The following is a 26144-nucleotide window of genomic DNA, read 5'->3' as shown; positions in this document are numbered from 1 at the left end:
CAATGGCCGTTTTGGGGAAGAATTTCGGTTCTGATTCCGGGAGAGAATGGAAAACTTCAATCCGGGATTTGGAGGTTGGGTTTCGACGGTTTCGGTAGACCACTGGAATCGTGTGGCAATTCGAAGGCTGATAGTGCTTGTCAGCAATTCAGATTCGCCTTGCGCGCCATCCCCCGTTATATGAGCTAGCTGTGGATGGCGTGTGGATAAATCTCAATCCCCTGAAAACACAGAGTCATAGAATCAGAATCCTTTTCAATAAGGATTTATTTAAGGAAGTGGTGGATGACGAAATCCGGTGATCGCAAGGTGATGAGGGTGCTGGCCGGTGAAACCGTCTTCCCTCCTCCGATATGGCTGATGCGGCAGGCAGGGAGGTATCTGCCGGAATACCGGGCCACGCGAAAAACGGCCAAGGGATTTCTCGATCTCTGCTACACACCTGATCTGGCCGTCGAGGTGACGTTGCAACCGATCCGACGGTTTGGTTTTGATGCAGCGATCCTGTTTTCCGATATTCTCGTGATTCCGGATGCGCTTGATAGAAACGTGCGATTTGTCGAAGGCACGGGACCCTTGATGGATCCGATTTCTCCCGAGGCCATCGCCACGCTTGATGCGTCGAACCTGCACACGCATCTGGCTCCTGTCTATGAGACTGTCCGGCGGCTGAGAGCAGAGCTACCTGCCGAAACCACGCTGCTTGGCTTCTGCGGTGCACCATGGACGGTTGCAACTTACATGATTGCCGGAAAAGGAACGCCTGACCAGGCCCCTGCCCGACTGTTTGCCATGCAGCATCCGGAAGAGTTCACGACGCTTTTGAGGCTCTTGTCGGACCTCTCCGCCGATTACCTGATCGCGCAGATCGATGCCGGTGCCGATGCGGTGCAGATCTTCGATTCCTGGGCGGGTGTTCTTTCCGAGCGTGATTTTGCCCGCTATTCGATCGCGCCGGTGAAACACATGGTCGACCGGATCCGCAGGGAACGGCCCGGCGTGCCGGTCATTGGTTTCGCCAAAGGCGCCGGTGCGTTGCTGGAAAATTATCGGGCGGCCACGGGGATTGACTGCGTTGGTCTCGACTGGACAGTTCCGAAGAATCTTGCGCGGCAAATCCAGGCGCAGGGAGCGGTGCAGGGCAATCTGGACCCGCTTCGGATGGTGGCCGGCGGCACGGCGCTCGATGAAGGCATCGACGAGGTGCTGGAGACGCTCGGCAACGGGCCGCTGATCTTCAATCTCGGTCATGGCATCACACCGCAGGCGGATCCGGGAAATGTCACCCGGTTGATTGAACGGGTTCGCGGAGCGAACGCGAAGTGAGCACGGATCGGGCGACAAGCCGGCAGGAAGGCCGGAAGGCCGGGATAAAGGCCTATGCCAGCATCAGCGCCGTTGTCCTGCTTGCCCTTGTTGCCTGGTGGTTCGAACCGGCCTGGCTCTACGGCTGGCTCAAGGTGTTGCATATCGTGGCCGTGATTTCCTGGATGGTCGGATTGTTCTACCTGCCACGTCTGTTCGTCTACCACGCCGATGCTGATGCGACGGGGGAACCTGCGGCCACCTTCGTGATCATGGAGCAGCGCCTGGTCAAGGTGATCATGAACCCGGCGATGATGGTGTCCTGGGTCGTTGGGCTGTGGCTGGCCTGGAGCGGTTTCGCGTTTCTCGGCGTCTGGCTCTGGATCAAGATCGCGGCAGTGATTGGCTTGACCGTCTTCCATGTGTTCCTGAGCCGTGCTGCAAGACGGTTTGCGGCCGGCCAAAACACGATGACGGCGCGCCAGTGGCGGATGGCGAACGAAGTACCGACGGTGCTGATGATCGTTGTGGTCATCATGGTGGTTATCAAACCGTTTGCCTGATCTGATCACTTGCAGGCATGCGACCGGATGAAGCGCCAGATTCTGGTGGTGCAGGGCTTGCTAGGTTTCACGTGAATCGCTATCTAGCAGGCAACGTCTTCTATGGCGGGCGCCAGTACCAGTCTGGCCGGCATTCAAATGCCGGATCGCATATGCCTGCCACTCCCCTGTCTACAGAAAAAGAATTTGGATTTCCCATGCAGGAAATGAAGCTTCAAGAGCTCAAGAACAAGACCCCGACCGACCTGTTGGCTTTTGCCGAATCAGTTGAAGTCGAAAATGCGGGCGTAATGCGCAAGCAGGAGTTGATGTTTGCGATCCTCAAGCAACTCGCTGCGCAGGAGGTCGAAATTATTGGTGAGGGCGTGGTTGAAGTCCTGCAGGACGGCTTCGGTTTCATGCGATCTGCCAACGCCAACTACCTGCCTGGTCCGGATGACATCTATATTTCTCCGTCGCAGATCCGCCGGTTTTCGCTGAAGACAGGTGATACTGTCGAAGGACCGATCCGCGGGCCGAAGGAAGGCGAACGCTATTTCGCGCTCCTGAAGGTCAACACAATCAATTTCGAGGATCCGGAGAAGATCCGCCACAAGGTGCATTTCGACAATCTGACGCCGCTCTATCCTGACACGCGGTTCAAGATGGAAATCGACAATCCGACCACCAAGGACATTTCCGCCCGGGTGATCGACCTTGTTGCTCCGATCGGAAAGGGGCAGCGCGGCCTGATCGTGGCACCACCGCGTACCGGCAAGACGGTTCTGCTGCAGAACATTGCCCATTCGATCACCGCCAATCATCCCGACTGCTATCTGATCGTTCTCCTGATCGATGAGCGTCCGGAGGAAGTCACCGACATGCAGCGCTCGGTCAAGGGTGAGGTTGTGGCCTCGACCTTTGACGAACCGGCCGTCCGTCACGTGCAGGTGGCCGAGATGGTTATCGAGAAAGCCAAGCGGCTGGTGGAGCATGGCCGCGATGTCGTCATTCTGCTCGATTCGATCACCCGCCTGGGCCGGGCCTATAACACCGTGGTGCCTTCGTCGGGCAAGGTCCTGACCGGTGGTGTCGACGCCAATGCGCTGCAGCGCCCGAAGCGCTTCTTCGGCGCCGCGCGTAACATCGAGGAAGGCGGTTCGCTGACCATTATTGCAACCGCACTGATCGATACCGGTTCGCGCATGGATGAAGTGATCTTCGAGGAATTCAAGGGCACCGGCAACTCCGAAATCGTGCTTGATCGTAAGGTTGCAGACAAGAGAATTTTCCCGTCTATGGATATTCTCAAGTCCGGCACCCGCAAGGAAGATTTGCTGGTTCCGAAACAGGATCTGCAAAAGATCTTTGTGTTGCGCCGGATTCTGGCCCCGATGGGGACCACAGATGCAATCGAATTCCTGATCGACAAGCTCAAGCAGACCAAGACCAACAGCGACTTCTTCGATTCCATGAACACCTGATAAGTCGCGCAATTAACCGATTCGATTCGAAACCGGTACGATAATGCGGGATACCATTTTTGCCCTCTCCTCGGGCGCGCCGCCTGCCGGTGTCGCGGTTATCCGGATATCGGGGCCGGGCGTTCGATTCGGACTCGAAACGATATCGGGTTCAATCCCCCCGCCAAGACAAGCAGTTTTAGCGCGTCTAAGGGATGAGCAGGGCATGGAACTGGACCAGGGCTTGGTGCTGTTCTTTCCGGGTCCGAGATCGTTTACCGGCGAAGATGTCGCAGAGTTTCACATTCATGGCGGCCGCGCATCGGTTTCGGCGGTGATTGATCTTCTTTCGCGCTTGCCCGGATACCGATTGGCGGAACCGGGAGAATACACACGAAGAGCGTTCGAGAACGGCCGCATGGATCTCACTGCGGTGGAAGGCCTGTCCGACCTGATACGCGCTGAAACCGAAGCGCAGCGGCGCCAGGCTTTGGGTCAGGCCGATGGGCGGTTGCGTGATATCTACGATAGCTGGGCAAAACGCATCACCCATGCACGGGCTATGATTGAAGCCGAACTGGATTTTTCGGACGAAGAGGACATTCCGGGCTCGGTGGCAGCTCGTATCTGGCCATCCATGGAACAACTCAGAACCGAGCTTACGGACCACTTGTTGCAAGCAAGAAGCGGTGAAGTTGTCCGCGACGGTTTCCGAGTGGCATTGATCGGTGCTCCAAATGCCGGCAAATCTTCGCTGATGAATGCGCTGGCCCAAAGGGATGTCGCTATCGTTTCTGATCAACCCGGGACAACACGTGACATTGTCGAAGTACGACTGGATGTTGGCGGGCACTTGGTGCTGCTGCAGGATACGGCAGGGCTGAGATCTTCGGACGACGGTATCGAACAGGAAGGTATTCGCCGCAGTTTGGCGGCCGCCAATAGTGCCGATCTGGTGCTGGAACTTCGGGATTCGAGTTCATTGATCGAACAGCAAGGAGCGAATCCGGTGATCGATAGTCCCACGGTGGTCGTTTGGACAAAGTCGGATCTCCTGGAGGAACAACCCGCAACCATCGAGAAGACTGATGTACTGGTCTCCAGCCTGGCGGGATCCGGACTCGATCAGCTGATCGCACTTATTGGTCGGCGATTGTCAGCCATTCACCCGGCGAACGGCGATAATGTTCCGACCCGCACCCGGCATGTCCAGTATTTGCGGAAATGCGAGGAAGAGTTGAGTGCCGCCATCTCCAGCGAAACCCTCCCTATTGAGCTGAGGTCCGAGCATCTCCGGAGTGCGGCGCATGCGCTCGGGAAGATCACTGGCAATGTCGATGTCGAAGACCTTCTCGGTGTGATTTTTTCAGAATTCTGCGTCGGAAAATGATTCACGTGAAACAATCTGCTACAAGCTTGGGATGGTGATTCACGTGAAACATTGGATCTGCTGAGCCCGCCATATCCTGGTTCGCGTTTCACGTGAAACAAACCCCTTGACTCAGCGAAAGAGCGTAGCCAAGCAGTCAGTCTCGCGGAGATAGATGATGAAATATGATGTCGTTGTAATTGGCGGGGGTCACGCCGGCAGTGAAGCAGCAGCAGCTTCCGCAAGGCTCGGTGCCAAAACTGCGATTGTGACACACAAGATAGACACCATCGGTACCATGTCATGCAACCCCGCCATCGGCGGGCTTGGCAAAGGCCATCTCGTGCGCGAGATCGATGCCATGGACGGTCTGATGGGCCAGGCAGCCGATCAATCCGGTATCCAGTTCAGAATGCTCAACCGGCGCAAGGGACCGGCCGTATGGGGTCCCCGGACACAGGCAGACCGGAAGCTCTACAAGCAGGCCATTCAAACCCTTCTCAAGGCGACGCCGAACCTAGATATCATAGAGGCTGAGGCGGATGATCTGGCAGTTGATGGCAATCAACTCACAGCGGTTCTGTTGAAAGACGGAAGGCGGATAGATACCTCTGCAGTGGTTTTGACCACAGGCACTTTCCTTCGTGGCCTGATCCATATAGGTGACCGGAAAATTCCGGCCGGGCGGATGAACGAGGAACCGTCGCTTGGACTGTCGGAGACCCTGGAACGCGCAGGCTTTCAGATGGGCCGATTGAAGACCGGGACTCCAGCGCGCCTCGACGGCGATACGATAAACTGGGACCTGGTGGAGTGGCAGGAAGCGGATGCAGAACCGATCCCCTTCTCTTTCCTGACCGAAAGGATAGAGGTTCCGCAAATCCGGTGCGGTATCACCAGGACGACTGAGCGGACTCATCGCATCATCCAGGAGAATATACATCGCTCCGCTATGTATTCCGGGCAGATCGAAGGGGTCGGTCCGCGTTATTGTCCGTCCATCGAGGACAAGATTGTTCGCTTCGGCGAACGTGACGGTCATCAGATTTTTCTCGAGCCGGAAGGTCTCGACGATTCAACTGTCTATCCCAACGGAATCTCGACATCGCTGCCGGAAGAAGTTCAGGACGCATTTCTGAGGACGATTCCCGGTCTGGAAAATGTCCGCATAATTCAGCCGGGCTATGCGATCGAATATGACCATGTCGATCCGCGCGAATTGCGGCAAACGCTGGAAACAAGGAATATCGGCGGTCTCTATCTCGCCGGACAAATCAACGGCACGACGGGCTATGAGGAAGCCGGGGCCCAGGGATTGGTCGCAGGTTTGAATGCCGCGCTGCAGGTTCAGGGTCGGGCGCCGTGTCTGTTCAGCCGGACAGATTCCTATATCGGCGTCATGGTGGATGATCTTACCACCAAGGGCATCAGTGAACCGTACCGCATGTTCACATCGAGGGCAGAGTATCGGCTCTCGCTTCGGGCCGACAACGCAGAGCTACGGCTGACGCAGAAAGCGACCGAGCTGGGATGTGTTTCTTCGGAGCGCCGAGTAAAGTTCGAGACCTATTTCGATTCGCTGACGAAATGTTTGAATGATTTGTCTGCACGGAGTCTCTCACCAAGTGAAGCGTTGAAGCATGGGCTGAAGTTGAACAAGGATGGCATACGGCGTACGGCGTTCCAGTTACTTTCCTATCCTGATATCGATCTTGAGCGTATCTTGAAGATCTGGCCAGAGCTCGGTCACCATGGGGAAAAAATCCTGAATGCCGCGGCGGTAGATGCGGTTTACGCCGTGTATCTGGATCGGCAGAAGCAGGAAATCGAGCAACGCCAGCTTGAAGAAAGCCGAAAGATTCCCGAGAATTTTGATTATTCCAGGCTCCCTGGTCTCTCACATGAGCTTCGGTCCAAGCTCGAGAAGGTTCGGCCGCCCTCGATCGGGCATGCTGAACGGATTGAGGGAATGACACCCGCGGCTATCGCTTTGCTCCTCGCACATTTGCGCAAGCACCAGTCCGGAGATCCTACCGACAGATTTGCGGCGGTCTAACGTGACAGAGGCAAATAGTAATTTCGCGGAGAGCGAATTTGTTTCACGTGAAACATGGGACAAGTTGCGGCTCTACAGCGATCTGGTGCGAAAATGGCAGGCGTCGATCAACCTGATTTCACCCAAGACTCTTCCAGAGCTTTGGGAACGGCATGTTCTCGACAGTCTTCAGCTTTTTCGCCTGAAACCGGAACCATTGACATGGGTTGACATGGGGAGTGGCGCAGGATTTCCGGGGCTGGTGACCGCCATTTGTCTGCGTGAGAGAGAAGCCGGCTGGGTCCATCTCGTCGAAAGCAACAACAAAAAGGCCGCATTTCTGCGTCAAGTGATTCTTGAAACCGGTGCCAGAGCGAGCGTGCACCCGACTCGGATCGAGGCTGCAGCGGAAAAACTGGAGGGTTTGGAAGCAGTTTCGGCGCGGGCGCTTGCATCCCTGACGGAACTGCTCGAATACAGTTCCCTGTTTCTTGAGAAAAACCCAGATTTGCAGATCTGGTTTCACAAAGGCTTGGATTACCGGGAAGAAGTGAGATCAGCGCGTGACCATTGGGTCTTCGATCTGGTAGAACATCAAAGTCTGGCACAGGATGGATCGGCAATCCTGGAGGTCAGCAATCTATCCAAGCGTAACTAAGCCGCGGACCCTTTTCGATGCACCATTCGAAGAACCGGATCATCACCATCGCCAACCAGAAAGGCGGCGTGGGCAAAACCACAACCGCAATCAACCTCGCCACCGCCCTTGCGGCGATCGGCGAGGAAGTGTTGATCGTCGATATCGATCCGCAGGGCAATGCCAGTACCGGGCTGGGAATCGATCGCAAGGATCGTGGCGTTTCGGCCTATGACCTGTTGACGCAAAACGCGACTGTCGCTGAAACCGTGCGGCAGACGGCCGTGCCTCATTTGAGCATAATTCCCTCGACTATGGATCTGCTCGGGGTGGAAATGGAAATTTCGGGAATGTCGGATCGGGTTTTCAAGCTCAAGAAGGCGCTGCAGGGAGATGATGCCAAGCATTACGATTATGTGCTGATCGACTGTCCGCCCTCACTCAACCTCTTGACCATGAATGCCATGGCGGCAGCGCATTCGATCCTGGTGCCACTGCAGTGCGAGTTCTTTGCGCTCGAGGGTCTGAGCCAGCTGCTGGAAACAGTGGGCCAGGTCCGGGACTCACTTAACCCGACACTCGACATCCAGGGCATCGTGATGACGATGTATGATGCGCGCAATAATCTTGCGCTGCAGGTGGTCGAGGATGTCCGCTCGCATCTTGGAGACAAGGTCTATCGGACCCTCATTCCCCGGAATGTGCGGGTTTCCGAGGCGCCCTCCTATGGAAAGCCGGCGATACTCTATGATCTAAAATGTGCCGGCAGCCAGGCCTATCTGCAGCTGGCCTCCGAAGTTATTCAACGCGAACGCAATCGTAAGGCTGCCTGACCCGAGCGGTCGAGCTGCGAAGATGGATATGACAATGTCGGACGATGTAAATAGAAAGCGCCTCGGTCGTGGTTTGGCGGCCCTGATCGGAGAAATTGACCAGCCGGCGCAATCCCCGTCGAAACCCAATGTTTCGGCGGACCGGACAGTGCCGATCGAGCATGTCAGCCGAAATCCACGGAACCCGCGCAGAAGCTTCGACCCGGCTGATCTTGAGGATCTGTCGAATTCGATCCGCCAGCACGGGATCGTGCAGCCGGTGATGGTCCGCCGCGGTGGCGATGACCGCTATGAGATCATTGCCGGTGAACGCCGCTGGCGTGCCGCACAGATGGCCGGCCTGGTGGAAATTCCGGTCATCGTGCGCGATGTGGACGACCGCACCGCGCTGGAAATCGCCATTGTGGAAAACGTCCAGCGTGCGGATCTCAATGCGCTGGAAGAGGCGCAGGGCTACGAGCAGCTGATTGCCCATTATGGCTACACCCAGAACGACCTTGGAGAAGTGATTGGCAAGAGCCGCAGTCACGTGGCCAATTCATTGCGCTTGCTGAAACTGCCGGACGAAGTCCGCAGCATGCTGGCGGAAGGAGCGTTGTCGGCGGGCCATGCCCGCGCCATCGTCTCGACCTCGGATCCGGTCGGCCTGGCACGCAAGATTGCCGACGAGGGCCTTTCGGTGCGCGATGCGGAGAAGCTGGCTCAGAAGGATGCTGATCAGAGCAGTAAGCCGGAAGGGCTGGAAACCAAGTCGAGCCGTTCCGATCAGAAGGACGCCGACACACTGGCGCTGGAACGAAGCCTCTCCGACGTGCTGGGGCTCAAGGTGCAACTGGCCCACAAGGGACAGGGCGGCCAGTTGCGGATCGACTACAAGTCGCTTGAACAACTTGACGAGCTTTGCCGGCTTCTGGGCGAGAAATAGCACGATAGTGCAGTGATAAGCGGCCTAGCGGCTTAGCAGGCAAGTTCTCAGCAGAGCCTGCCGGGCAATGGAGGCTTCAAGCTGCGGCCTGCGCCGGGTGTCGAGCACGGCATCGGAGAGCCGGCGCATTTCCCGGTTGATGGCTTCCAGCCGCCAATGGCGCAAGGCGCGTTCGACCACCGGCTTTCGCTTGAAGTGGATGCCGCGCCCCCTTTCGGTCAAGGCCTGGGCCGGTTGGCGCCCGTGATTTTCGACCAGCGAGCGCATGGCGTCGAGCTGCTCAAACTGCATGATACAGCTGCGCAGCACCAGGAAGACGGATGTCTTCGACGCGAGAATCCGCTCCAATGCTGCTTCCAGCCGAACGGGATCACCGGAGAACACGGCATCAACGGCATCATCTACCGAGAGGGCCGCGACGTCGCCAATGGCCTCGACAACATCGTCATCAGTGACGGTACCTTTGCCATGGCAGTAAAGTGCAAGTTTTTTCAATTCGTTACGGCTCGCCAAGCGATCCCCGCCAAGCAATTGGGTGAGACGCTGGCGCGCCTCCCCCTGGATGGTCAGGTCGGCGTTGCCGAGTTCCTCGTCAATGAGCGCCTGTATGCCTCTGGCGTCGTCGGCGTAGCAGGGAATGGCCAGCGCCGTGCGGGCGTTCTCAACGACCTTGCGCAGGCCGCTGCCCTTTTTCAGGTCCCCTGCCTCGATCAGCAGGTGGGAAGATCCCGGTTCCGCGTCAACCAGAGCTGTGACGGCCTGTACAAGCCCGCGCTCGTTGCCGGCATTCTTGACCCAGACCAGGCGGTCTCCTCCGAACAGGCTAATGGCACCGAATTCATCGGCCAGCCGCCCAGGATCGCTGGACAGATCTGAAGATTCAAGCTTGAGAACGGAGAAATCATCCTTGAGATCGACCCCGGTTTTGGCGGCCACTTCGGCGGAGCGTTCCGAGACCAGCCCCCGGTCGGGACCATAGACAAGCACGATTCGGTAAGGTGTCCCTTCGCGCCGGACAAATCCGGCGAATTCATGGTTCTTGAGCTGTGCCATGCCGCCTCTGAGTCCCGGTTCAAAATAAGGCGCCGCGCAAACAGGTTACTTCGCGCGCGAGGTTGAGTTATCCCCTAACGACGCCTGTTGTTCAGCATTCAACCCGGCAAGTGAACGCCGAGTGCCTAGCGTGCGAGGGCTGCCGCGATGTCGGCGCGCACCAGGTTCGCAACTTGCCGTGCAGCGCGATCTTCCGCTTCTAGCTTGGCTCTTTCCTGGGCGAAATTCTGTGAAGGCAGATCGAGTTGCGCATCAGCGAAGCGGGTACCGGACTTGACTGCTTCGCCGGTGCTCGCTGATTTCAGTACATAAGCTGCTGTCACGGTGGTGCGGGCAGCTGAGAACTCGTTGTCGAGCCCGCCGGGCAACAAGCCCGCGGTTGTTGAAGTCACCACCAGATCAAGAGTGTAAGTGCTGTTGGCCTGTTCACCGCCAAAGCCGAGTACCAGCTCATTGCGGACCACCTGTTCTATCCTGCTATCGGCCTCCGACACAAAGACGGATTGTTGCTGGTCTTGCATGGAACCGTAAAGCGGCTGCGCCTGGCAACCGGCCAGCATCCCGAGGCCGAGCAGGGCTGCAAGTACCCTTGCTCTGCTGTCCCATCCGCAAACTTCAAACGACAACATTGACGATCCTCTGGGGTACGATGATGAGTTTGCGTGGCGGATTGCCGCCCAGTGCGGTTTGAACGAAGTCCAGTGTCAATACAGCCTTCTCGACCGCAGCTTGGTCGGCATTGCGGTCAATTGTCAATTCGCCGCGTTTCTTGCCGTTGATCTGAACCGGCAGGGTGATCTGTTCATCCGTAACCAGGCTGGGATCGAAATCCGGCCATGCGATGGTTGCCACCATGCCGTCATTGCCGAGCAATTTCCAGCATTCTTCGGCCAGATGCGGCATCATTGGTGCAATAAGTTGAACCAGCATGCCTGCAGCCTGCTTGCAGGCGGCCTTGAGGTCCGGATCCGCCTTGCCTGCGGCGACATCCGTCAGTGGTCCTGCCAGCGTATTGACCAATTCATAAAGCCGGGCCACGGCCTTGTTGAAGGCCAGTTTCTCGATGTCCTCGCCAACAGCCTTGACCGTCTTGTGGGCGATGCGGGAGACTTCGAGAGCCTTGCCGGAAACACCGATCTGAGCCTCGACGGCGTCGAGTTCGGGTGCTGCTTCGCCCAGCAAGCGCCAAACCCGCTGAACAAAGCGGTGCGCGCCTTCAACGCCGGCTTCGGTCCAGATCACGTCACGGTCCGGTGGTGAGTCGGAAAGCATGAAAAACCGAGCAGTATCAGCACCATAGCTGTCGATGATGTCGTCAGGATCGACGACATTCTTCTTCGATTTCGACATTTTTTCGATGGAGCCGATGACAAGTGCTTCACCGGTCTTGGCGTGTTTGGCCTGCCGGACACCATCGATTTCTGCGATCTCCACGTCAGCCGGAGGAACCCACTCGCCCTTGCCGCCCCTGTCCGTGCGGTAGGTCTCATGAACCACCATGCCTTGCGTAAACAGGCCACGGAACGGCTCTTTCAGGTCCACGTGGCCGGTCTTCTGCATGGCGCGGGTGAAGAAGCGCGAATAGAGCAGATGCAGGATCGCGTGCTCAATGCCGCCGATATACTGATCAACCGGCAGCCAGGCGCTGGCAACCGATGGATCGGTTGGCGTGTCGTGGCGCGGCGCGGTGAAACGGGCGAAGTACCAGGACGAATCGACAAATGTGTCCATCGTGTCGGTTTCCCGCCGGGCTGCATTGCCGCAGCTCGGGCAATTGACGTGCTTCCAGGTCGGATGGTGATCGAGCGGATTGCCCGGCTTGTCCAGCGTGACATCATCAGGCAGCTGGACCGGGAGGTCCTTAGCCGGCACAGGAACTGCACCGCAATCGTCGCAATGGATTACCGGTATGGGGGCACCCCAGTAGCGTTGGCGCGACAGGCCCCAGTCGCGGAGGCGGAAATTGGTCTTGCGGGCAGCTTGCGGTGCATCACCCAGGGTCCGGGCTTCGAGCTGTTCAGCAACGGTATCAAACGCCTGGTCAGGCGTCAGGCCGTCGAGATGGCGCGAATTGATCATCACGCCATCGCCGACATAAGCGGTGTCGGTGATGACAAAGCTGGCCGCATCCGCATCGGCAGGCATTACCACCGGGGTGACCGGCAGATTGTACTTGCGGGCAAAATCAAGGTCGCGCTGGTCGCCGGAGGGGCAGCCGAAGATGGCGCCGGTGCCGTAGTCCATCAGTACGAAATTGGCGATATAGACCGGAACCGTCCAGTCAGGATCAAGCGGATGGATTACGTTGATGGCAGTCTTCAGGCCGGTCTTTTCGGCTGTTTCAAGCGCTGCCACCGAGGTCCCGGTGCGGCGGCATTCGTCACAGAACGCGGCCACTGCCGGATCCTTGGCAGCCAGTTCCCTGGCCAGCGGATGATCCGCGGCAATAGCCAGGAACGAAGCGCCATAAAGGGTGTCGGGCCGCGTGGTGTAGACCTCGATATCGGTTGCGCCGCCGGCTTCTGCCGGTTCGGCGATCTCCCAGCGCAGTGACAGACCCTCGGATTTGCCGATCCAGTTCTTCTGCATCAGCCGAACCTTTTCCGGCCACTGGTCCAATTCGTCGAGAGAAGCCAGAAGATCCTCGGCATAATCGGAGATGCGGAAGAACCATTGAGTCAGTTCGCGCTGCTCGACCGGAGCGCCGGAGCGCCAGCCGCGGCCGTCAATGACCTGCTCATTGGCCAGCACCGTCATGTCGACCGGATCCCAGTTGACCTTGGAATTGCGGCGATAGATCAGGCCGGCCTTGAGGAAATCGAGAAACAGCGCCTGCTGCTGTTTGTAATAGTCGACGTCGCAGGTGGCGAATTCGCGGCTCCAGTCGAGCGACAGGCCCATCGATTTGAGCTGCTTGCGCATGGCGTCGATATTGGCATAGGTCCAGTCGCGCGGGTGAACCTTGTTCTGGATCGCGGCGTTCTCGGCCGGCATGCCGAAGGCGTCCCAGCCCATGGGATGGAGCACATTGAAGCCCTTGGCGCGCTTGTAACGGGCGACGACATCGCCCATGGCGTAGTTGCGCACATGTCCCATGTGAATCCGGCCCGACGGATAGGGGAACATCTCGAGCACGTAGTATTTCGGGTCCGAACTGCCGTTGTCGGTCTCGTAAATACGCGCCTCGTCCCACACGCGCTGCCAGCGGGTTTCCGCCTGTTTGGGATTGTATCGTTCAATTGCCATAAAGGATCACCAGAAAACCTGTCAGATTTTGTCGCGACCTTCACCATGAAACCCGGCAAGCGTCAACCATTGAGCGGCTATAGCGCCCAAGAACAGGGCGATTGGCGGTTCCCGGCGGGTAAGCTGCGGCGGAAAGCGCAGTCTGGCTCAATTGGCAAGGACAGTGGGCTGGGGTAACACCAAGAAGCGAATTATTGGCAAGCGAATGGAGCGCAGTGTGAGTGCACGGGAAAACCTGGAGACGGTAAGGGCGGCCATTGCCGCGGCGGAAGCCGGCGCAAACAGGAAAGAGGGCGCGGTGCGGCTGGTGGCGGTTTCCAAGACCAAGCCTGCAGAAGAGATCACACCGGTGATCGAGGCGGGACAACGGGTTTTCGGTGAAAACCGGGTCCAAGAGGCGCAATCGAAATGGCCGGACCTGAAGGCTGGAACCGACGGAATCGAGCTGCATCTGATCGGACCGTTGCAATCCAACAAGACCGCCGATGCGGTGGCGCTGTTTGACGTGATCCAGACCGTTGACCGGGAGAAGATTGCCAGGGAGATTTCCAAGGAGATCAGGAAACAGGACAAGCACCCGCTTCTCTATGTCCAGGTCAATACCGGCTCGGAGCCGCAGAAGGCCGGCATCGAACCCGATGAAGCGGCTGCTTTCATTGCCTTGTGCCGGTCCGAACTGGGGCTCACGATCAGCGGCCTGATGTGCATTCCGCCCGTGGACGAAAATCCGGGACCGCACTTCGCGCTGCTCGGCAAACTTGCCCGCGAGAACGGTATCGAGACGCTGTCTATGGGCATGTCGGATGATTTCGATACGGCGATCGGCTTCGGTGCAACGGAAGTCCGGGTCGGTTCAGCGATATTCGGCGCGCGCTAATCGATTTGACGGGCAGACCTAGCCCAAGGTCTAGTTTTCGCGGCGAGGACTGAGGCTTAGGGTGCGGCGCATTCGGCTTTCCGGGTGGAGGTGTGCGGCATGGGAGTGCCGCGCCGAGGAGCATGGAGGAGATGGTCATGGCGAGCAGTTACGGTGAGGTCTACGCAGGCTGGCAGAAGAACCCGGAAGGGTTCTGGATGGAGCAGGCGGAGGCGATCGACTGGTTCACCAAGCCCGGGAGGGCTTTCGATGGGAATCAGGGCGTGTATGGCAGCTGGTATCCGGACGGCATCACCAATACCTGCCACAACTGTCTTGACCGGCATGTGGCCGCCGGCCGCGGTGAACAGGCCGCCCTGATCCATGACAGCCCGATTACCGGCACCAAGCGTTCGATCACCTATTCGGAACTGCTCGCCGAAGTCGAGGCCTTTGCCGGCGCCATGGCGGACAAGGGGATCGGCAAGGGCGACCGGGTTGTCATCTACATGCCAATGGTGCCCGAGGCGATCGTGGCGATGCTGGCCTGCGCCCGGCTTGGCGCCATCCATTCGGTGGTGTTTGGCGGTTTCGCCGCGCATGAGCTTGCCACCCGGATCGAGGACAGCGAGGCCAAACTGATCGTCAGTGCCTCCTGCGGTATCGAACCGGGCCGGATCGTGGCCTACAAGCCGTTGCTGGATGCAGCGATCGAGCAATCGCGCCACAAGCCTGAGGCGACGATTGTGCTGCAGCGGGAACAGCAAGGCTGCGAGCTGATCGAAGGCCGGGACTTCGACTATGCGGAGCTGCTCCAGGCCAATGCCGGCCGCAAGACCCCCTGCACGCCGGTCAAGGCCACCGACCCGCTCTACATTCTCTACACGTCAGGCACCACCGGTCAGCCCAAGGGTGTGGTGCGCGACAATGGCGGCCACATGGCGGCGCTCTACTGGTCGATGCACGCGATCTACGGCGTCAAGCCGGGCGAAGCATTCTGGGCAGCTTCGGACATTGGCTGGGTCGTCGGCCATTCCTACATCGTCTATGCACCGCTGCTGCATGGCAACACGACCATCGTTTTTGAAGGCAAACCGGTGGGTACGCCCGATGCGGGAACTTTCTGGCGGGTCATCTCCGAACACAAGGTTGCGGTGCTGTTCACCGCGCCAACCGCCTTTCGCGCGATTCGCAAGGAAGATCCGGAAGGCAGTCTCGTCGGACGGTACGACCTTTCCGGTTACCGAGCCCTGTTTCTCGCGGGCGAGCGGGCGGACCCGGACACCATTCACTGGGCCGAGAAGATGCTCGAGGTGCCGGTGATCGATCACTGGTGGCAGACCGAAACCGGCTGGACGATCGCCGGAAATCCGATGGGGCTGGGCCTCAAGCCGGTGAAATACGGCTCGCCCGCGGTGGCGATGCCGGGCTACGACGTGCAGGTGCTCGATGATGCAGGACATGAGGTGTCCGCGGGCACGCTGGGCAATATCGTGGTCAAGCTGCCGCTGCCGCCGGGCTGCCTGCCGACGCTCTGGAATGCCGAGGAGCGCTTCCGGCAAGCCTATCTGTCGGAGTTTCCCGGCTACTACAAGACCGCCGATGCAGGCTTCGTAGATGAGGACGGCTATCTGTTCATCATGGCGCGCACCGATGACATCATCAACGTGGCAGGCCACCGGCTGTCGACGGGCGGGATGGAAGAGGTGGTGTCCGAGCACCCCGATGTGGTGGAATGCGCGGTGATCGGTATTGCCGACCCTATGAAGGGCCAGATTCCCGCCGGTTTCATCGTCATCAACAACCAGCACGGCCGCAGCGATGAGGAGATCGAGACAGAAGTGGTCAAGCTGGTGCGCGAGCAGATCGGGCCCGTCGCCGCCTTCAAGACGGTGATGGTCGTCAAGCGGCTTCCGAAAACACGCTCGGGCAAGATCCTGCGCGCCACCATGCAGAAAATTGCCGATGGCGAAGCGTGGAACATGCCCGCAACCATCGACGATCCGGGTGTTCTCGACGAGATTCACGAAGTTCTGACAAAGCGCGGGATCGCCAGGAAGAGCGATTGACCTCGTCACCCGTCCACGTCAATGTCCCGCCGTTTCGCTAAGGACCTGATCGAAATCCATGTGATTTCCGAGGCCCAGCTTGAAAAAGACCGGTTGGAGCAGCTGTTCGCTTTCAAACGACGAGGCGTGGGGCTCTGAGAAAGGAAAACGACCATGAGACTGGATGGAAGAACAGCAATTGTCACCGGCGGTGCCAAGGGTATCGGACTGGCAATCGTGCGCCGCCTGGTGTCCGAGGGCGCCAAGGTGATGATCGCCGACAATGACGAGGCAGCCGGCAACGCCGCGCTGGAAACGGTCTCCAGTGACGGCGAGGTGCGGTTTACGGCCACCGATGTGTCAGAACGGTTGGATGTTCACAATCTGGTGGCCAAGACGATCGATGCCTTTGGTTCGATCAACGCCCTGGTCAACAATGCCGGAATCGTCCATGCGGCTGATTTTCTCGAGCTGGAGGAAGCCGATTTCGACCGCGTCATGGGTGTCAATCTCAAGGGCACCCTGCTGTGCGGGCAGGCGGTCGCGCGCCATATGGTCGAGCAGATTGAAAAGGGCGAAGAGCCCGGCTCGATCGTCAACATGTCTTCGGTCAACGACACGTTCGCGATCGCAAACCAGGTTCCCTATTCGGTGTCCAAGGGCGGGGTGAGCCAGCTCACCAAGGTGATGGCACTGTCGCTGGCAACGCATGGCATCCGCGTCAATGCTGTCGGGCCTGGTTCGATCATGACCGATCTTCTGTCAGCTGTGGCCGACAATCCGGAAGCAAAGAACCGGATCCTGTCGCGCACTCCGCTGGGGCGGATCGGCGAGCCTTCGGAAATCGCGGCCGTCACGGCTTTTCTGCTGTCAGGCGATGCTAGCTATATCACCGGCCAGACGATCTACGCCGATGGTGGCCGCCTGCCACTCAACTACACGGTTCCCGTCAAGGAATAGGTTGCGGGGAACCCGGCCGTCAGGCCGCTATTATTCCGCGATACAGAAAGGCCCGGCATTGCCGGGCCTTTTGCATTCAGGATCGCGGTGCGGATTCAGCCTTCGTCGTCTTCTTCCGGCTCGGTGCGCTTCATCGAGGTCAGTTTTGCAAAGACTGCATCTGCATCGATTTCCTTCTCGCCATCGTCCTCGACCGGCGTTGCCGATTCGGTCTCGCTGGCGGACACCAGTACGCTGTCGTCACCGGAGCCGGCCACGGCGCCGCGGTTCTTGGAAGCGCGTTCGACTTCGAGGTCGAGATCGATCTGGGTGCATAGGCCCAGCGTAACAGGGTCCATCGGCGTCAGGTTGGCGGCGTTCCAGTGGGTGCGGCCGCGGATCTGTTCAATGGTTGACTTGGTGGTGCCGACCAGACGCGAGATCTGGGCGTCTTTGAGTTCAGGGTGGTTGCGCACCAGCCAGAGGATGGCGTTGGGCCGGTCCTGACGCTTGGAAACGGGCGTATAGCGCGGTCCCTTGCGCTTGGTCTCGGGCACGCGAACCTTTGGTTCGAGAAGCTTCAGCTTGAGTTCCGGATTGGCTTCCGCGGCGGCGATGTCTTCGCGTGAAAGTTGGCCTGTCCCGATCGGATCCAGACCCTTGATGCCCTGCGAAGCTTCGCCGTCGGCGATGGCCTTGACTTCAAGCGGATGAAGTTTGCAGAACTGGGCGATCTGATCGAAGCTCAATGCGGTGTTGTCGACGAGCCAAACGGCGGTTGCCTTCGGCATGAGAAGCTGCTGTGCCATGAATACAATTCTCCTGTCCGTCCGCTCCGGGGGCGCGGGCCGTGGATGTTACCACTATTTTCCGGGAAATCGGCGTCCTTATAACTGCAAGCCCGGCCAAATGCAATTGTTGCAGAATGGTTTCGTGAACCGGCCCATTGTCTAATTGCGGCAATGCCTTGGCCTTGCAATAATGGTCGCCATGAAAGCCGGGTTGCGCCTGAAACGATGACGGGCGCATTTTAGTGAGGAGGCCCCAATGTCGCAGAAAACCCATGAAATCCTGAATGATGCCAAATCGAGAGCGCTGATAGATGATGAAACCTATCAGAATTGGTACCAGGAGAGCATCAGGGATCCGGAAAAATTCTGGGGCGAGCATGGCAAGCGGATCCACTGGTTCAAGCCCTACACAAAGGTCAAGAATACCAGTTTTACCGGTGATGTAGCAATCAAGTGGTTCGAAGACGGCCTGACCAATGTGTCCTACAATTGCATTGACCGGCACCTGGAGAAGCGCGGCGATCAGGTTGCGATCCTATGGGAGGGCGACAATCCCTATGACGACAAGAAGATCACCTACCGCGAGCTCTACGAGCAAGTTTGCCGGCTTGCCAATGTGATGAAGGCGAACGGGGTGAAGAAAGGTGACCGGGTCACCATCTACATGCCGATGATCCCGGAAGCCGCTTATGCGATGCTGGCCTGCACCCGTATCGGTGCAGTGCACTCGATCGTGTTTGGCGGGTTTTCACCCGATGCGCTGGCGGGCCGAATCACCGACTGCGAATCAACCTTCGTGATCACTGCCGACGAGGGTCTGCGGGGCGGCAAGAAGATCCCGCTCAAGCACAACACCGATCTGGCGATCAAAATTGCCGAGCGGAACGGTGTGAGCGTCAAGAACGTGCTGGTGGTTCAGCGTACCGCGGGCAAGGTGGAATGGTTTGCCGAACGGGACATCTGGTACCACGAAGCGACGGCGGCGGCGGAACCGGAGTGCAAGCCTGAAGAGATGAATGCGGAAGACCCGCTGTTCATCCTCTACACCTCCGGTTCTACCGGCAAGCCAAAGGGCGTGCTGCACACCACCGGCGGGTACCTGGTCTATGCCTCGATGACGCATGAATATGTGTTCGATTACCACGAGGGCGATATCTACTGGTGCACCGCCGATGTCGGCTGGGTGACCGGGCATTCCTATATCGTCTACGGACCGCTAGCCAATGGAGCGACCACGTTGATGTTCGAGGGCGTGCCGAACTACCCCTCGCCGAGCCGGTTCTGGGATGTGGTCGACAAGCACAAGGTCAACATCTTCTACACTGCGCCGACGGCGATCCGGGCGTTGATGGGCGCGGGCGACCATCACGTCAGGAAATCCTCGCGGAATTCATTGCGGACGCTGGGTTCGGTTGGCGAGCCGATCAATCCGGAAGCCTGGGAATGGTACTACAATGTCGTCGGCGAGCAGAAATGCCCCATCGTCGATACCTGGTGGCAGACCGAAACAGGTGGCATCCTGATCACGCCGCTGCCCGGCGCCACAAGGCTGAAACCGGGTTCGGCGACGCGGCCGTTCTTTGGTGTGCAGCCCCAGCTGGTCGATGGCGACGGCAATGTGCTCGAAGGCACCGCGGAGGGCAATCTCTGCATCATCGATTCCTGGCCGGGGCAGATGCGCACGGTCTATGGCGACCATGAACGTTTCATCCAGACCTATTTTTCGACCTACAAGGGTAAATATTTCACCGGTGACGGCTGCCGTCGTGACGAGGATGGATATTACTGGATTACCGGCCGTGTCGATGACGTGATCAACGTCTCGGGCCACCGCATGGGCACTGCGGAAGTCGAAAGCGCGCTGGTATCCCATGACGCTGTGTCCGAGGCGGCGGTCGTCGGCTACCCGCATGATGTCAAGGGCCAGGGCATCTATTGCTACGTGACGCTGATGGAAGGCCAGAAAGGAGACGACGCGCTGCGCAAGGCACTGGTCGCGCATGTGCGCAACGAAATCGGCCCGATCGCCTCGCCGGACAAGATCCAGTTCTCGCCGGGCCTGCCGAAAACCCGCTCGGGCAAGATCATGCGCCGAATTCTGCGCAAGATCGCAGAGGATGAGTTCAGCGCGCTGGGCGATACCTCGACACTGGCTGACCCAGGGGTGGTCGATGACCTGATCAGCAACCGCCAGAACAAGAAGGGCTGATCCTCGGCCATTGCAGTTCACGGGCCCACCTGTTTTCAACAGGTGGGCCCTTTTCAATCTGAATGACCCTGGCTGGTGGTGATTTCCTCGAACAGATCAGCGAAAACCCCGGGATCCATGTTCTGCTCTCCGGTTTGCAACAGCCAGATCTTAACATGGTTGCCGGGATCATGAAGAATGTCTCCGCACCTATCTGCATAACCGGCAATATCCGGCAGGACTCGCAACGTCCCTGAAAGCCGCTGACTTCAAGACCGCGATATCCCGTATCGGTGGAGCAGGCGAATAGGGCATCACGAAACACACACACATAATGCATTTTCGAACAACCTAAACTCTATTGGTGTATCTTGTGAGAGAGAATCCGAGCCAAAAATCGCCAGAACGACTGCATTTGGCGGGCCCGTGCTTTGGTGCGCCGTGACATGTGGTGGTTTCAACCAGGATCGGACCCAGAAAGAAATTTGCTTTCCTGACTTGGCAAGCGTCCGATCCTGTCCCACATTGTAGGTGTCGTTAACAAATGAAAAGGAGGTGATCTGATGTCGAGTGATTCCCAAAAGCCGGTTCGTGCGATACGGATTGCCGGACTTCGGAGCAGCCTCTGAAGCGCCGGGAATACTGGCAAGTCCCGATCCTTCCTTGATGTGAGCGGGCAGGCGTCCAACCGGCGCTGGAATTCACGAAGGCCACCCTCGCGGGTGGCCTTTTTGATGTCTGGCTGACTGAAAATCCGGACCTTAGAGCTTCACCGCGCATTTCGGTTTGTGGCGCTTGCCGCCCCGGTAAGGCGAGGCGTGGCCGCTTTCGAGCATGGCCGAAGCAATGTCACGAGACCCGGCCTTCATGTCAGCAAGCACGCGGCCGAAATATTTTCCGCCTGCGACATTGACCAGTTCCACGGACTGAAATCCCGACACCAGCCGTTCAAGCTGATTGCGTGCCATTTGTGCGGCAACGCGCTGGGCCGCGCAGCGGGAGCGGCGTTCCGGGGTGTCGATGCCGCGAAGACGGACTGAAACGCGCACCGCGTGCCCGGGCCAGGGATGGGCGTCAACCTCGAGCGTGTCTCCGTCGATGATCCGGATGATCTTTGCTTTCACCGGTCCGGCCACGTTGCGCCATTCTGTGTCCGCGGCCGCCGCAGGAGCCGCCGCAAAAGTCAACAGACCAAGCAACACTAGCATATAAGGCGGCAAGAGCGCCGGAACGGGAGAATCAGTGTGCATGACATAGGAATATATTCTCTATTCGTATGCGCATCAAGTGTGCGGTTCAGAAATCGATGGCGCGGCCGTTGATTTCCCAGTCTCCGAAACGTGCCGGATCTGCGCCGCCGCGACCGCCGAGTTCGCGTTCGGCAGACTGGGTCTCGGCATAGCGCGCCTTGCGTCGGGCCTCGGCTTCAGCCAGCGCCCGTTGGGCAGCGGGACTGAGCGGCGTTTTGGCAGACTGCAGCTTCTCGTCTGGAGCTTTCCCAGTCAGCTCGCGATCCTTACCGGAAGGTGCATCCGCTAGGTCGGTGGGTTTGCTTTCGGAGGGTGCGTCTTTGCTCATGGATCGTGTCTGCCAGCCCGGTCTTCACATTGAAGATCATCTTGAAACAACCCATATCTAGCGTCACAAGCGAGAAAGTCCAAACCTCCACGCAAATCGCGGCAAACGGAGCCTGGTCGCCGGAAAGGATGATGCACATGAATCTTGTTCGCACAGCCATGCTGATTGCCCTGATGACAGCCCTGTTCATGGGTGTCGGCTACATGATCGGCGGGACCGGAGGCATGATGATCGCGCTGGTGATTGCAGCAGCGATGAACCTGTTCTCTTACTGGAATTCCGACAAGATGGTGTTGCGCATGCACAATGCTGTCGAAGTCGATGCGCAATCTGCTCCCGAATATTACCGCATCGTTGCCGATCTGGCACAAAACGCCGGCCTGCCGATGCCGAAGGTCTATGTGATCCACAATCAGCAGCCCAATGCATTCGCCACCGGACGCAACCCCGAAAATGCCGCGGTGGCGGCGTCTGTCGGCCTTCTCGAGGCTCTGACCGACGAGGAAGTGGCGGCCGTGATGGCGCACGAGCTGGCGCATGTGCAGAACCGCGACACGCTGATCATGACCATAACCGCGACACTTGCGGGCGCAATTTCCATGCTGGGCAATTTCGCGCTGTTCTTTGGCGGCAACCGCGACAACAACAACCCGTTCGGCTTCATCGGGGTGCTGGTGGCGATGATTGTCGCACCGTTCGCGGCCATGCTGGTGCAGATGATGATCAGCAGGACCCGTGAATATTCCGCTGACCGGCGCGGCGCTGAAATCTGCGGCAATCCGCTTTGGCTGGCTTCGGCGCTGAGAAAGATTGCCATGGGGGCCGGTCGTGTGATCAATGAGGACGCCGAACGCAATCCGGCGACGGCGCATATGTTCATTATCAATCCTCTGAACGGTCAACGCATGGACAGCCTGTTCTCGACCCACCCGGCCACGGAAAACCGCATTGCGGCACTGGAAGCGATGGCGGCCGAGATGGCGGAGCCCTCGCCGCGCCCGGCACGTCCGGCCAGGACATCCGTGCCGCAATCGGGACCATGGGGCCGGGACGCAACGCCCCCGCGCAAGGGGCCCTGGTCTTGACCGGAACGCGGCCGAACAGGCAGCGCAGGAAATCTCAGAAATCATATTCAAGGCGGGATCCGGCCGATCTGAAGCCGGGTCTCGCTGCGCGTCAGGCAGCAGCGAGGCTGCTTTCTGCGGTAACCGAAAGCCGTGCTTCACTGGATGGCCTGCTTGATCCGGCAGGCGGCAACCCGGCTTTCACCGGGCTCGGTGAGCAGGACCGGCTGCTGGTGCGGGCGATCCTGTTGTCGGCGCTGAGGCATCTGCAGGTGATCGATGCCTTCATCGACCGGCTGGTCGACAACCCGTTGCCCGAGGGTGCAAAGGCCCTGCGGCAGGTGCTGCGGGTGGGTGCCGCTCAGATCCTCTATCTCGATGTTCCCGACCGCGCGGCGGTGGATCTCGCGGTGACCCAGGCCGATTCCGATCCGCGCAACCGCCGATTTGCCGGGCTGGTCAATGCGCTTCTGCGCCGGATGACGCGGGAAAAGGAGATGCTTCTGCCGGAGATCGCCGCAATCACGCCGGATTTCCCCGACTGGTTTGAAAGCCGGCTGCGCGCGGCCTACAAGTCAGAGGCTGAAGCCATTCTTTCAATGCTGTCGCAACCGCCGGCCATTGATGTCACGGTCAAGGACGATCCAGGCGGCTGGGCTGAAAAGCTTGGAGGGGTGGTGTTGCCGACGGGTTCGGTGCGCATTGCCCGGCCGGACGGGCCGGTTTCAGGCCTTCCGGGTTTCGATGCGGGTGCCTGGTGGGTTCAGGACGCGGCAGCCAGCCTTCCGGCGCAGATGTTTTCCCGGCTCGAAGGGCTGGAGATTGCCGATCTGTGCGCAGCCCCGGGCGGCAAGACCGCACAGCTGGCGCTTGCCGGTGCGCGGGTGACAGCCTGCGACCAGTCCGCCACACGGCTGGAGCGGCTGCGTGGCAATCTCGCGCGTCTCGGGCTTGATGTTTCCACGCAGCTGACGCGGGCCCAGGACCTGATTGCGCCGGAAGGCTTTGACGGAGTGCTGCTCGATGCACCCTGTTCCTCGACGGGGACGGTGCGCCGGCATCCAGACATTCCTTACACCAAGGGGCCGGACGACATCATGCGGCTGGCCCGGGTGCAGCGCGATCTTCTCGACCATGCGGCAGGGCTGGTGCGTCCGGGCGGAGAGCTGGTGTTTTCCAACTGTTCGCTCGATCCTGAAGAGGGAGAGGAGATGGTGGCCGGATTTTTGTCCGACCATCCGGCCTGGACGATCAGACCGATGGATGGCTCACGCTGGCCAGGGCTCGAAAACGCGATAACCGCGAAGGGGGAAATCCGGACCCACCCGGCCATGCTGGCAGATGAGGACCCGCGGCTCGCCGGGCTCGACGGATTTTACGCCGTTCTGCTGGCGAGACAGTAGAACACTTCGTCATTGCCCGAATCGGGGATGAAAGCGTTGACAACTGCCCCGCCACGACACAATCGCTGCGCTTGAATAAACATTAGTGTCTGTTGAACAATCAAGCCACTGTGCTACGATTTTCGTCCGGTGGAGGGCCGGGACCCGTTTTCAGGATATCCCGATTGGCTTTTTCAATTCTTGATTCGCAACGTTCGGCGCAACTGTACGGGACAGAGATCTGGCGGCGGTTTGCGCGGCGCATGGCTTTGGGCCGCATCAGCGCGCTGCGCTTTGCCGGGGGGACACCCGACCGGCTCGTGGTCGCACCGATCGACCTGCGCATTGCCGACCCCCACATTGCCGAAGAAATCTATTCCGGCCGCTTCGCCATGGGGGGAAGCATGGTCGACACGGGCGGCGGAAGCCCCTTCCAGATCGAGGTCTCGAACCAGTCCTTCAATCGCAGCCTGCACGGCTTCGGCTGGCTCAGGCACATGCGCGCTGCCGATCACGACCTCGCTTTTGCCAATGCCCGCGCACTTGTCGACGACTGGATTTCGGTCGAGGGCCGTGAGCTGGGCGGACCTTCCTACGAACCTGATGTGCTGGCCAACCGTTTGATCGCCTGGTTCTCGCATTCGCCGATCGTGTTGCGCGGCGCCGATCACGGATTCTACCGCCGCTTTCTCAAAAGTATCGCCTTGCAAACCCGCTATCTCAAGCATGTGGCCAGGGCCATGCCGGGTGACGAGACCCGGTTCAAGGCCCGGATTGCGCTGGCGATGGCCAGCCTGTGCTTGCCCTCAAGCGCTGGCGCGATACGGGCGGCGTCGCGGAACCTCGACAACGAGATCGATACGCAGATCCTGCCCGACGGTGGCCATGTCTCGCGCAATCCAGCTGTGTTGATCAACCTTCTGACCAACCTTCTGCCGTTGAAGCAGACCTATATCAATCTCGGACAGAAACCGCCGCGCAACATTGCAGCGGGAATGGACCGGATGTTCTCGGCTCTGCGCTTCTTTCGCCACTCCAGTGGCGAACTGGTGCTGTTTAACGGCGCGTCGGCTGTGTCCGCGGACCGGCTTCTGGGTGTGTTGCGATATGATGAAACCTCCGGGGTCGCGTTTCGCGAGATGCCGCATTCGCATTACCAGAGATTGTCGGCCGGCAATTGCGTCGTGGTTGCAGATACGGGGGCGCCGCCGCGCGGAGTGCTCTCGTGCCAGGCCCATGCGGGGTGTCTGTCTTTCGAGCTGTCGTCAGGCGGCAACTGTTTCGTGGTCAATGCGGGCGCGCCCGTGGTTTCTCCTTCGCCCTATGCCGATTTCGCCCGGATGACGGCCGCCCACAGCACGGTGACACTTAGCGACCGCTCTTCCTTGAGCTTCTCGCACTCACCGTTTCTTGGACCCATCGTCACGGGCGGGGTGCGCCGGGTGGTCGTGGAATCGCTGGACGAGGAGGGCAAGCACCAGGGCTTTGCCGCGACTCATGACGGCTATTCCGGCAGTCTCAAGCTGCTGCACCGGCGCAAGATCAGGTTGCTGTCAACGGGACACGAGCTGCAGGGACGGGACGAGATCCTCAGGCCGGATGAAAGCACACCGCAAGCTGACAACCGGACGACCGCGGTGGCCCGGTTTCACATCCACCCGACCATCTCGATTTCGCAGGACGAGACCGGGGTGGTGCATCTGACCGCGGGCGACGGGGAGTCCTGGGCTTTTATCGCGCGTGACCTGATGCCAAAGATAGAGGAAGACGTTCACTTTGCCGACCTGGCCGGGGCACGGGCGAGCAAGCAGATCACGCTGGAGTTTGTGGTCGGTGAACAGTCCCAGGTCGACTGGAAGCTGGTCCGGACCAATCTTCCACGCGCCTGAG

General features: G+C 59.1%; 21 protein-coding genes. 15 read left to right on the top strand and 6 right to left on the bottom strand.

The genetic code is table 11. The annotated features are described in order from the left end of the window. Positions 1 to 285 precede the first annotated feature (285 nt). The 8 genes from hemE (at position 286) to CRO46_RS09070 (ending at position 9109) form a co-directional block, all read left to right on the top strand. Entirely contained in the window at positions 286 to 1326 is a 1041-nt protein-coding gene (hemE, locus tag CRO46_RS09105; protein WP_244577833.1) for a uroporphyrinogen decarboxylase, read from the top strand. Further along, positions 1323 to 1868 carry a protoporphyrinogen oxidase HemJ gene (gene hemJ, locus CRO46_RS09100; RefSeq protein WP_097107126.1) on the top strand — a complete coding sequence of 182 codons (546 nt, stop codon included), beginning with the start codon at positions 1323 to 1325 and terminating at the stop codon, positions 1866 to 1868. The genes hemE and hemJ overlap by 4 nt, the downstream gene beginning before the upstream one ends. 197 nt (positions 1869 to 2065) lie before the next feature. Continuing rightward, positions 2066 to 3331: a transcription termination factor Rho gene (rho, locus tag CRO46_RS09095; RefSeq protein ID WP_097107124.1), complete on the top strand. Its 1266-nt coding sequence runs from the start codon at positions 2066 to 2068 to the stop codon at positions 3329 to 3331. Between the two features lie 43 nt (positions 3332 to 3374). Then, positions 3375 to 4700 (top strand): tRNA uridine-5-carboxymethylaminomethyl(34) synthesis GTPase MnmE, encoded by a 1326-nt coding sequence (gene mnmE / locus CRO46_RS09090; RefSeq protein ID WP_097107122.1) that lies wholly within the window; start codon positions 3375 to 3377, stop codon positions 4698 to 4700. Positions 4701 to 4854: 154 nt separating this feature from the next. Then, positions 4855 to 6735: a tRNA uridine-5-carboxymethylaminomethyl(34) synthesis enzyme MnmG gene (gene mnmG, locus CRO46_RS09085; protein WP_097107120.1), complete on the top strand. Its 1881-nt coding sequence runs from the start codon at positions 4855 to 4857 to the stop codon at positions 6733 to 6735. Position 6736: 1 nt separating this feature from the next. Then, positions 6737 to 7372: a 16S rRNA (guanine(527)-N(7))-methyltransferase RsmG gene (gene rsmG / locus CRO46_RS09080; RefSeq protein WP_097107118.1), complete on the top strand. Its 636-nt coding sequence runs from the start codon at positions 6737 to 6739 to the stop codon at positions 7370 to 7372. A 17-nt stretch (positions 7373 to 7389) separates the two neighbouring features. After that, positions 7390 to 8184, top strand: a complete 795-nt coding sequence (locus CRO46_RS09075; protein ID WP_097107116.1) for a ParA family protein — start codon at positions 7390 to 7392, stop codon at positions 8182 to 8184. Between the two features lie 34 nt (positions 8185 to 8218). Next, the gene (locus CRO46_RS09070) at positions 8219 to 9109 is read left to right on the top strand and encodes a ParB/RepB/Spo0J family partition protein (protein ID WP_097107114.1); all 891 of its coding nucleotides are present in this window, start codon (positions 8219 to 8221) and stop codon (positions 9107 to 9109) included. Positions 9110 to 9133: 24 nt separating this feature from the next. Here the strand turns inward: CRO46_RS09070 and holA are convergent, their stop codons facing one another. The 3 genes from holA to leuS all read right to left on the bottom strand — a co-directional run bounded on the left by holA (position 9134) and on the right by leuS (position 13408). Then, positions 9134 to 10162, bottom strand: a complete 1029-nt coding sequence (gene holA, locus CRO46_RS09065; RefSeq protein WP_097107113.1) for a DNA polymerase III subunit delta — start codon at positions 10160 to 10162, stop codon at positions 9134 to 9136. Positions 10163 to 10287: 125 nt separating this feature from the next. Next, the gene (locus CRO46_RS09060; protein ID WP_097107111.1) at positions 10288 to 10791 is read right to left on the bottom strand and encodes a hypothetical protein; all 504 of its coding nucleotides are present in this window, start codon (positions 10789 to 10791) and stop codon (positions 10288 to 10290) included. Beyond that, positions 10778 to 13408 carry a leucine--tRNA ligase gene (gene leuS / locus CRO46_RS09055; RefSeq protein ID WP_097107109.1) on the bottom strand — a complete coding sequence of 877 codons (2631 nt, stop codon included), beginning with the start codon at positions 13406 to 13408 and terminating at the stop codon, positions 10778 to 10780. The genes CRO46_RS09060 and leuS overlap by 14 nt, the downstream gene beginning before the upstream one ends. A gap of 205 nt (positions 13409 to 13613) precedes the next feature. On the opposite strand from leuS, the gene CRO46_RS09050 reads away from it, so the two are divergent. From CRO46_RS09050 to CRO46_RS09040, 3 genes are all read left to right on the top strand, one after another. Continuing rightward, a complete protein-coding gene (locus tag CRO46_RS09050; RefSeq protein WP_425479255.1) occupies positions 13614 to 14285 on the top strand; it encodes a YggS family pyridoxal phosphate-dependent enzyme in 672 nt (223 codons plus the stop codon). A 137-nt stretch (positions 14286 to 14422) separates the two neighbouring features. Next, positions 14423 to 16333, top strand: coding sequence for a propionyl-CoA synthetase (locus tag CRO46_RS09045; RefSeq protein ID WP_097107676.1), 1911 nt, complete (start codon positions 14423 to 14425; stop codon positions 16331 to 16333). A gap of 153 nt (positions 16334 to 16486) precedes the next feature. Next, positions 16487 to 17272, top strand: a complete 786-nt coding sequence (locus tag CRO46_RS09040; RefSeq protein WP_097107107.1) for an SDR family NAD(P)-dependent oxidoreductase — start codon at positions 16487 to 16489, stop codon at positions 17270 to 17272. A 95-nt stretch (positions 17273 to 17367) separates the two neighbouring features. On the opposite strand, the gene CRO46_RS09035 is transcribed toward CRO46_RS09040, so the two are convergent. Continuing rightward, positions 17368 to 18060, bottom strand: coding sequence for a DUF1013 domain-containing protein (locus CRO46_RS09035; protein ID WP_097107105.1), 693 nt, complete (start codon positions 18058 to 18060; stop codon positions 17368 to 17370). Positions 18061 to 18298: 238 nt separating this feature from the next. Between CRO46_RS09035 and acs the strand changes: the two genes are divergently transcribed. Then, positions 18299 to 20251, top strand: a complete 1953-nt coding sequence (gene acs, locus CRO46_RS09030; protein WP_097107103.1) for an acetate--CoA ligase — start codon at positions 18299 to 18301, stop codon at positions 20249 to 20251. A gap of 740 nt (positions 20252 to 20991) precedes the next feature. Here the strand turns inward: acs and CRO46_RS09025 are convergent. Together CRO46_RS09025 and CRO46_RS09020 are read right to left on the bottom strand one after the other, a co-directional pair. Next, positions 20992 to 21354, bottom strand: a complete 363-nt coding sequence (locus tag CRO46_RS09025; protein ID WP_244577832.1) for a thermonuclease family protein — start codon at positions 21352 to 21354, stop codon at positions 20992 to 20994. Between the two features lie 172 nt (positions 21355 to 21526). Continuing rightward, a complete protein-coding gene (locus tag CRO46_RS09020; RefSeq protein ID WP_244577851.1) occupies positions 21527 to 21736 on the bottom strand; it encodes a DUF1674 domain-containing protein in 210 nt (69 codons plus the stop codon). 209 nt (positions 21737 to 21945) lie between these two features. Between CRO46_RS09020 and htpX the strand changes: the two genes are divergently transcribed. From htpX to CRO46_RS09005, 3 genes are all read left to right on the top strand, one after another. Further along, the gene (gene htpX, locus CRO46_RS09015) at positions 21946 to 22893 is read left to right on the top strand and encodes a zinc metalloprotease HtpX (RefSeq protein ID WP_097107674.1); all 948 of its coding nucleotides are present in this window, start codon (positions 21946 to 21948) and stop codon (positions 22891 to 22893) included. Then, on the top strand, positions 22848 to 24275 hold the full coding sequence (locus CRO46_RS09010) for an RsmB/NOP family class I SAM-dependent RNA methyltransferase (RefSeq protein ID WP_097107098.1): 1428 nt from the start codon (positions 22848 to 22850) through the stop codon (positions 24273 to 24275). The genes htpX and CRO46_RS09010 overlap by 46 nt, the downstream gene beginning before the upstream one ends. A gap of 164 nt (positions 24276 to 24439) precedes the next feature. Then, the gene (locus CRO46_RS09005) at positions 24440 to 26143 is read left to right on the top strand and encodes a heparinase II/III family protein (RefSeq protein ID WP_097107096.1); all 1704 of its coding nucleotides are present in this window, start codon (positions 24440 to 24442) and stop codon (positions 26141 to 26143) included. Position 26144: the final 1 nt, after the last annotated feature.

It is taken from the genome of Parahoeflea halophila (genome assembly GCF_900220985.1).
GTDB lineage: Bacteria > Pseudomonadota > Alphaproteobacteria > Rhizobiales > Rhizobiaceae > Hoeflea > Hoeflea halophila.
This window is presented reverse-complemented; position numbering and strand designations above follow the sequence as displayed.

Excerpts from the sequence above, each read along its gene's own strand:
- CRO46_RS09060 (WP_097107111.1), bottom strand. The coding sequence starts at position 10,791 with ATGTTGTCGTTTGAAGTTTGCGGATGGGACAGCAGAGCAAGGGTACTT.
- mnmE (WP_097107122.1), top strand. The coding sequence starts at position 3,375 with ATGCGGGATACCATTTTTGCCCTCTCCTCGGGCGCGCCGCCTGCCGGT.
- CRO46_RS09035 (WP_097107105.1), bottom strand. The coding sequence starts at position 18,060 with ATGGCACAGCAGCTTCTCATGCCGAAGGCAACCGCCGTTTGGCTCGTC.
- acs (WP_097107103.1), top strand. The coding sequence starts at position 18,299 with ATGTCGCAGAAAACCCATGAAATCCTGAATGATGCCAAATCGAGAGCG.
- CRO46_RS09045 (WP_097107676.1), top strand. The coding sequence starts at position 14,423 with ATGGCGAGCAGTTACGGTGAGGTCTACGCAGGCTGGCAGAAGAACCCG.
- CRO46_RS09050 (WP_425479255.1), top strand. The coding sequence starts at position 13,614 with ATGGAGCGCAGTGTGAGTGCACGGGAAAACCTGGAGACGGTAAGGGCG.
- mnmG (WP_097107120.1), top strand. The coding sequence starts at position 4,855 with ATGATGAAATATGATGTCGTTGTAATTGGCGGGGGTCACGCCGGCAGT.
- leuS (WP_097107109.1), bottom strand. The coding sequence starts at position 13,408 with ATGGCAATTGAACGATACAATCCCAAACAGGCGGAAACCCGCTGGCAG.
- holA (WP_097107113.1), bottom strand. The coding sequence starts at position 10,162 with ATGGCACAGCTCAAGAACCATGAATTCGCCGGATTTGTCCGGCGCGAA.
- htpX (WP_097107674.1), top strand. The coding sequence starts at position 21,946 with ATGAATCTTGTTCGCACAGCCATGCTGATTGCCCTGATGACAGCCCTG.
- CRO46_RS09070 (WP_097107114.1), top strand. The coding sequence starts at position 8,219 with ATGTCGGACGATGTAAATAGAAAGCGCCTCGGTCGTGGTTTGGCGGCC.
- CRO46_RS09040 (WP_097107107.1), top strand. The coding sequence starts at position 16,487 with ATGAGACTGGATGGAAGAACAGCAATTGTCACCGGCGGTGCCAAGGGT.
- CRO46_RS09010 (WP_097107098.1), top strand. The coding sequence starts at position 22,848 with ATGGGGCCGGGACGCAACGCCCCCGCGCAAGGGGCCCTGGTCTTGACC.
- CRO46_RS09075 (WP_097107116.1), top strand. The coding sequence starts at position 7,390 with ATGCACCATTCGAAGAACCGGATCATCACCATCGCCAACCAGAAAGGC.
- rho (WP_097107124.1), top strand. The coding sequence starts at position 2,066 with ATGCAGGAAATGAAGCTTCAAGAGCTCAAGAACAAGACCCCGACCGAC.
- hemE (WP_244577833.1), top strand. The coding sequence starts at position 286 with ATGACGAAATCCGGTGATCGCAAGGTGATGAGGGTGCTGGCCGGTGAA.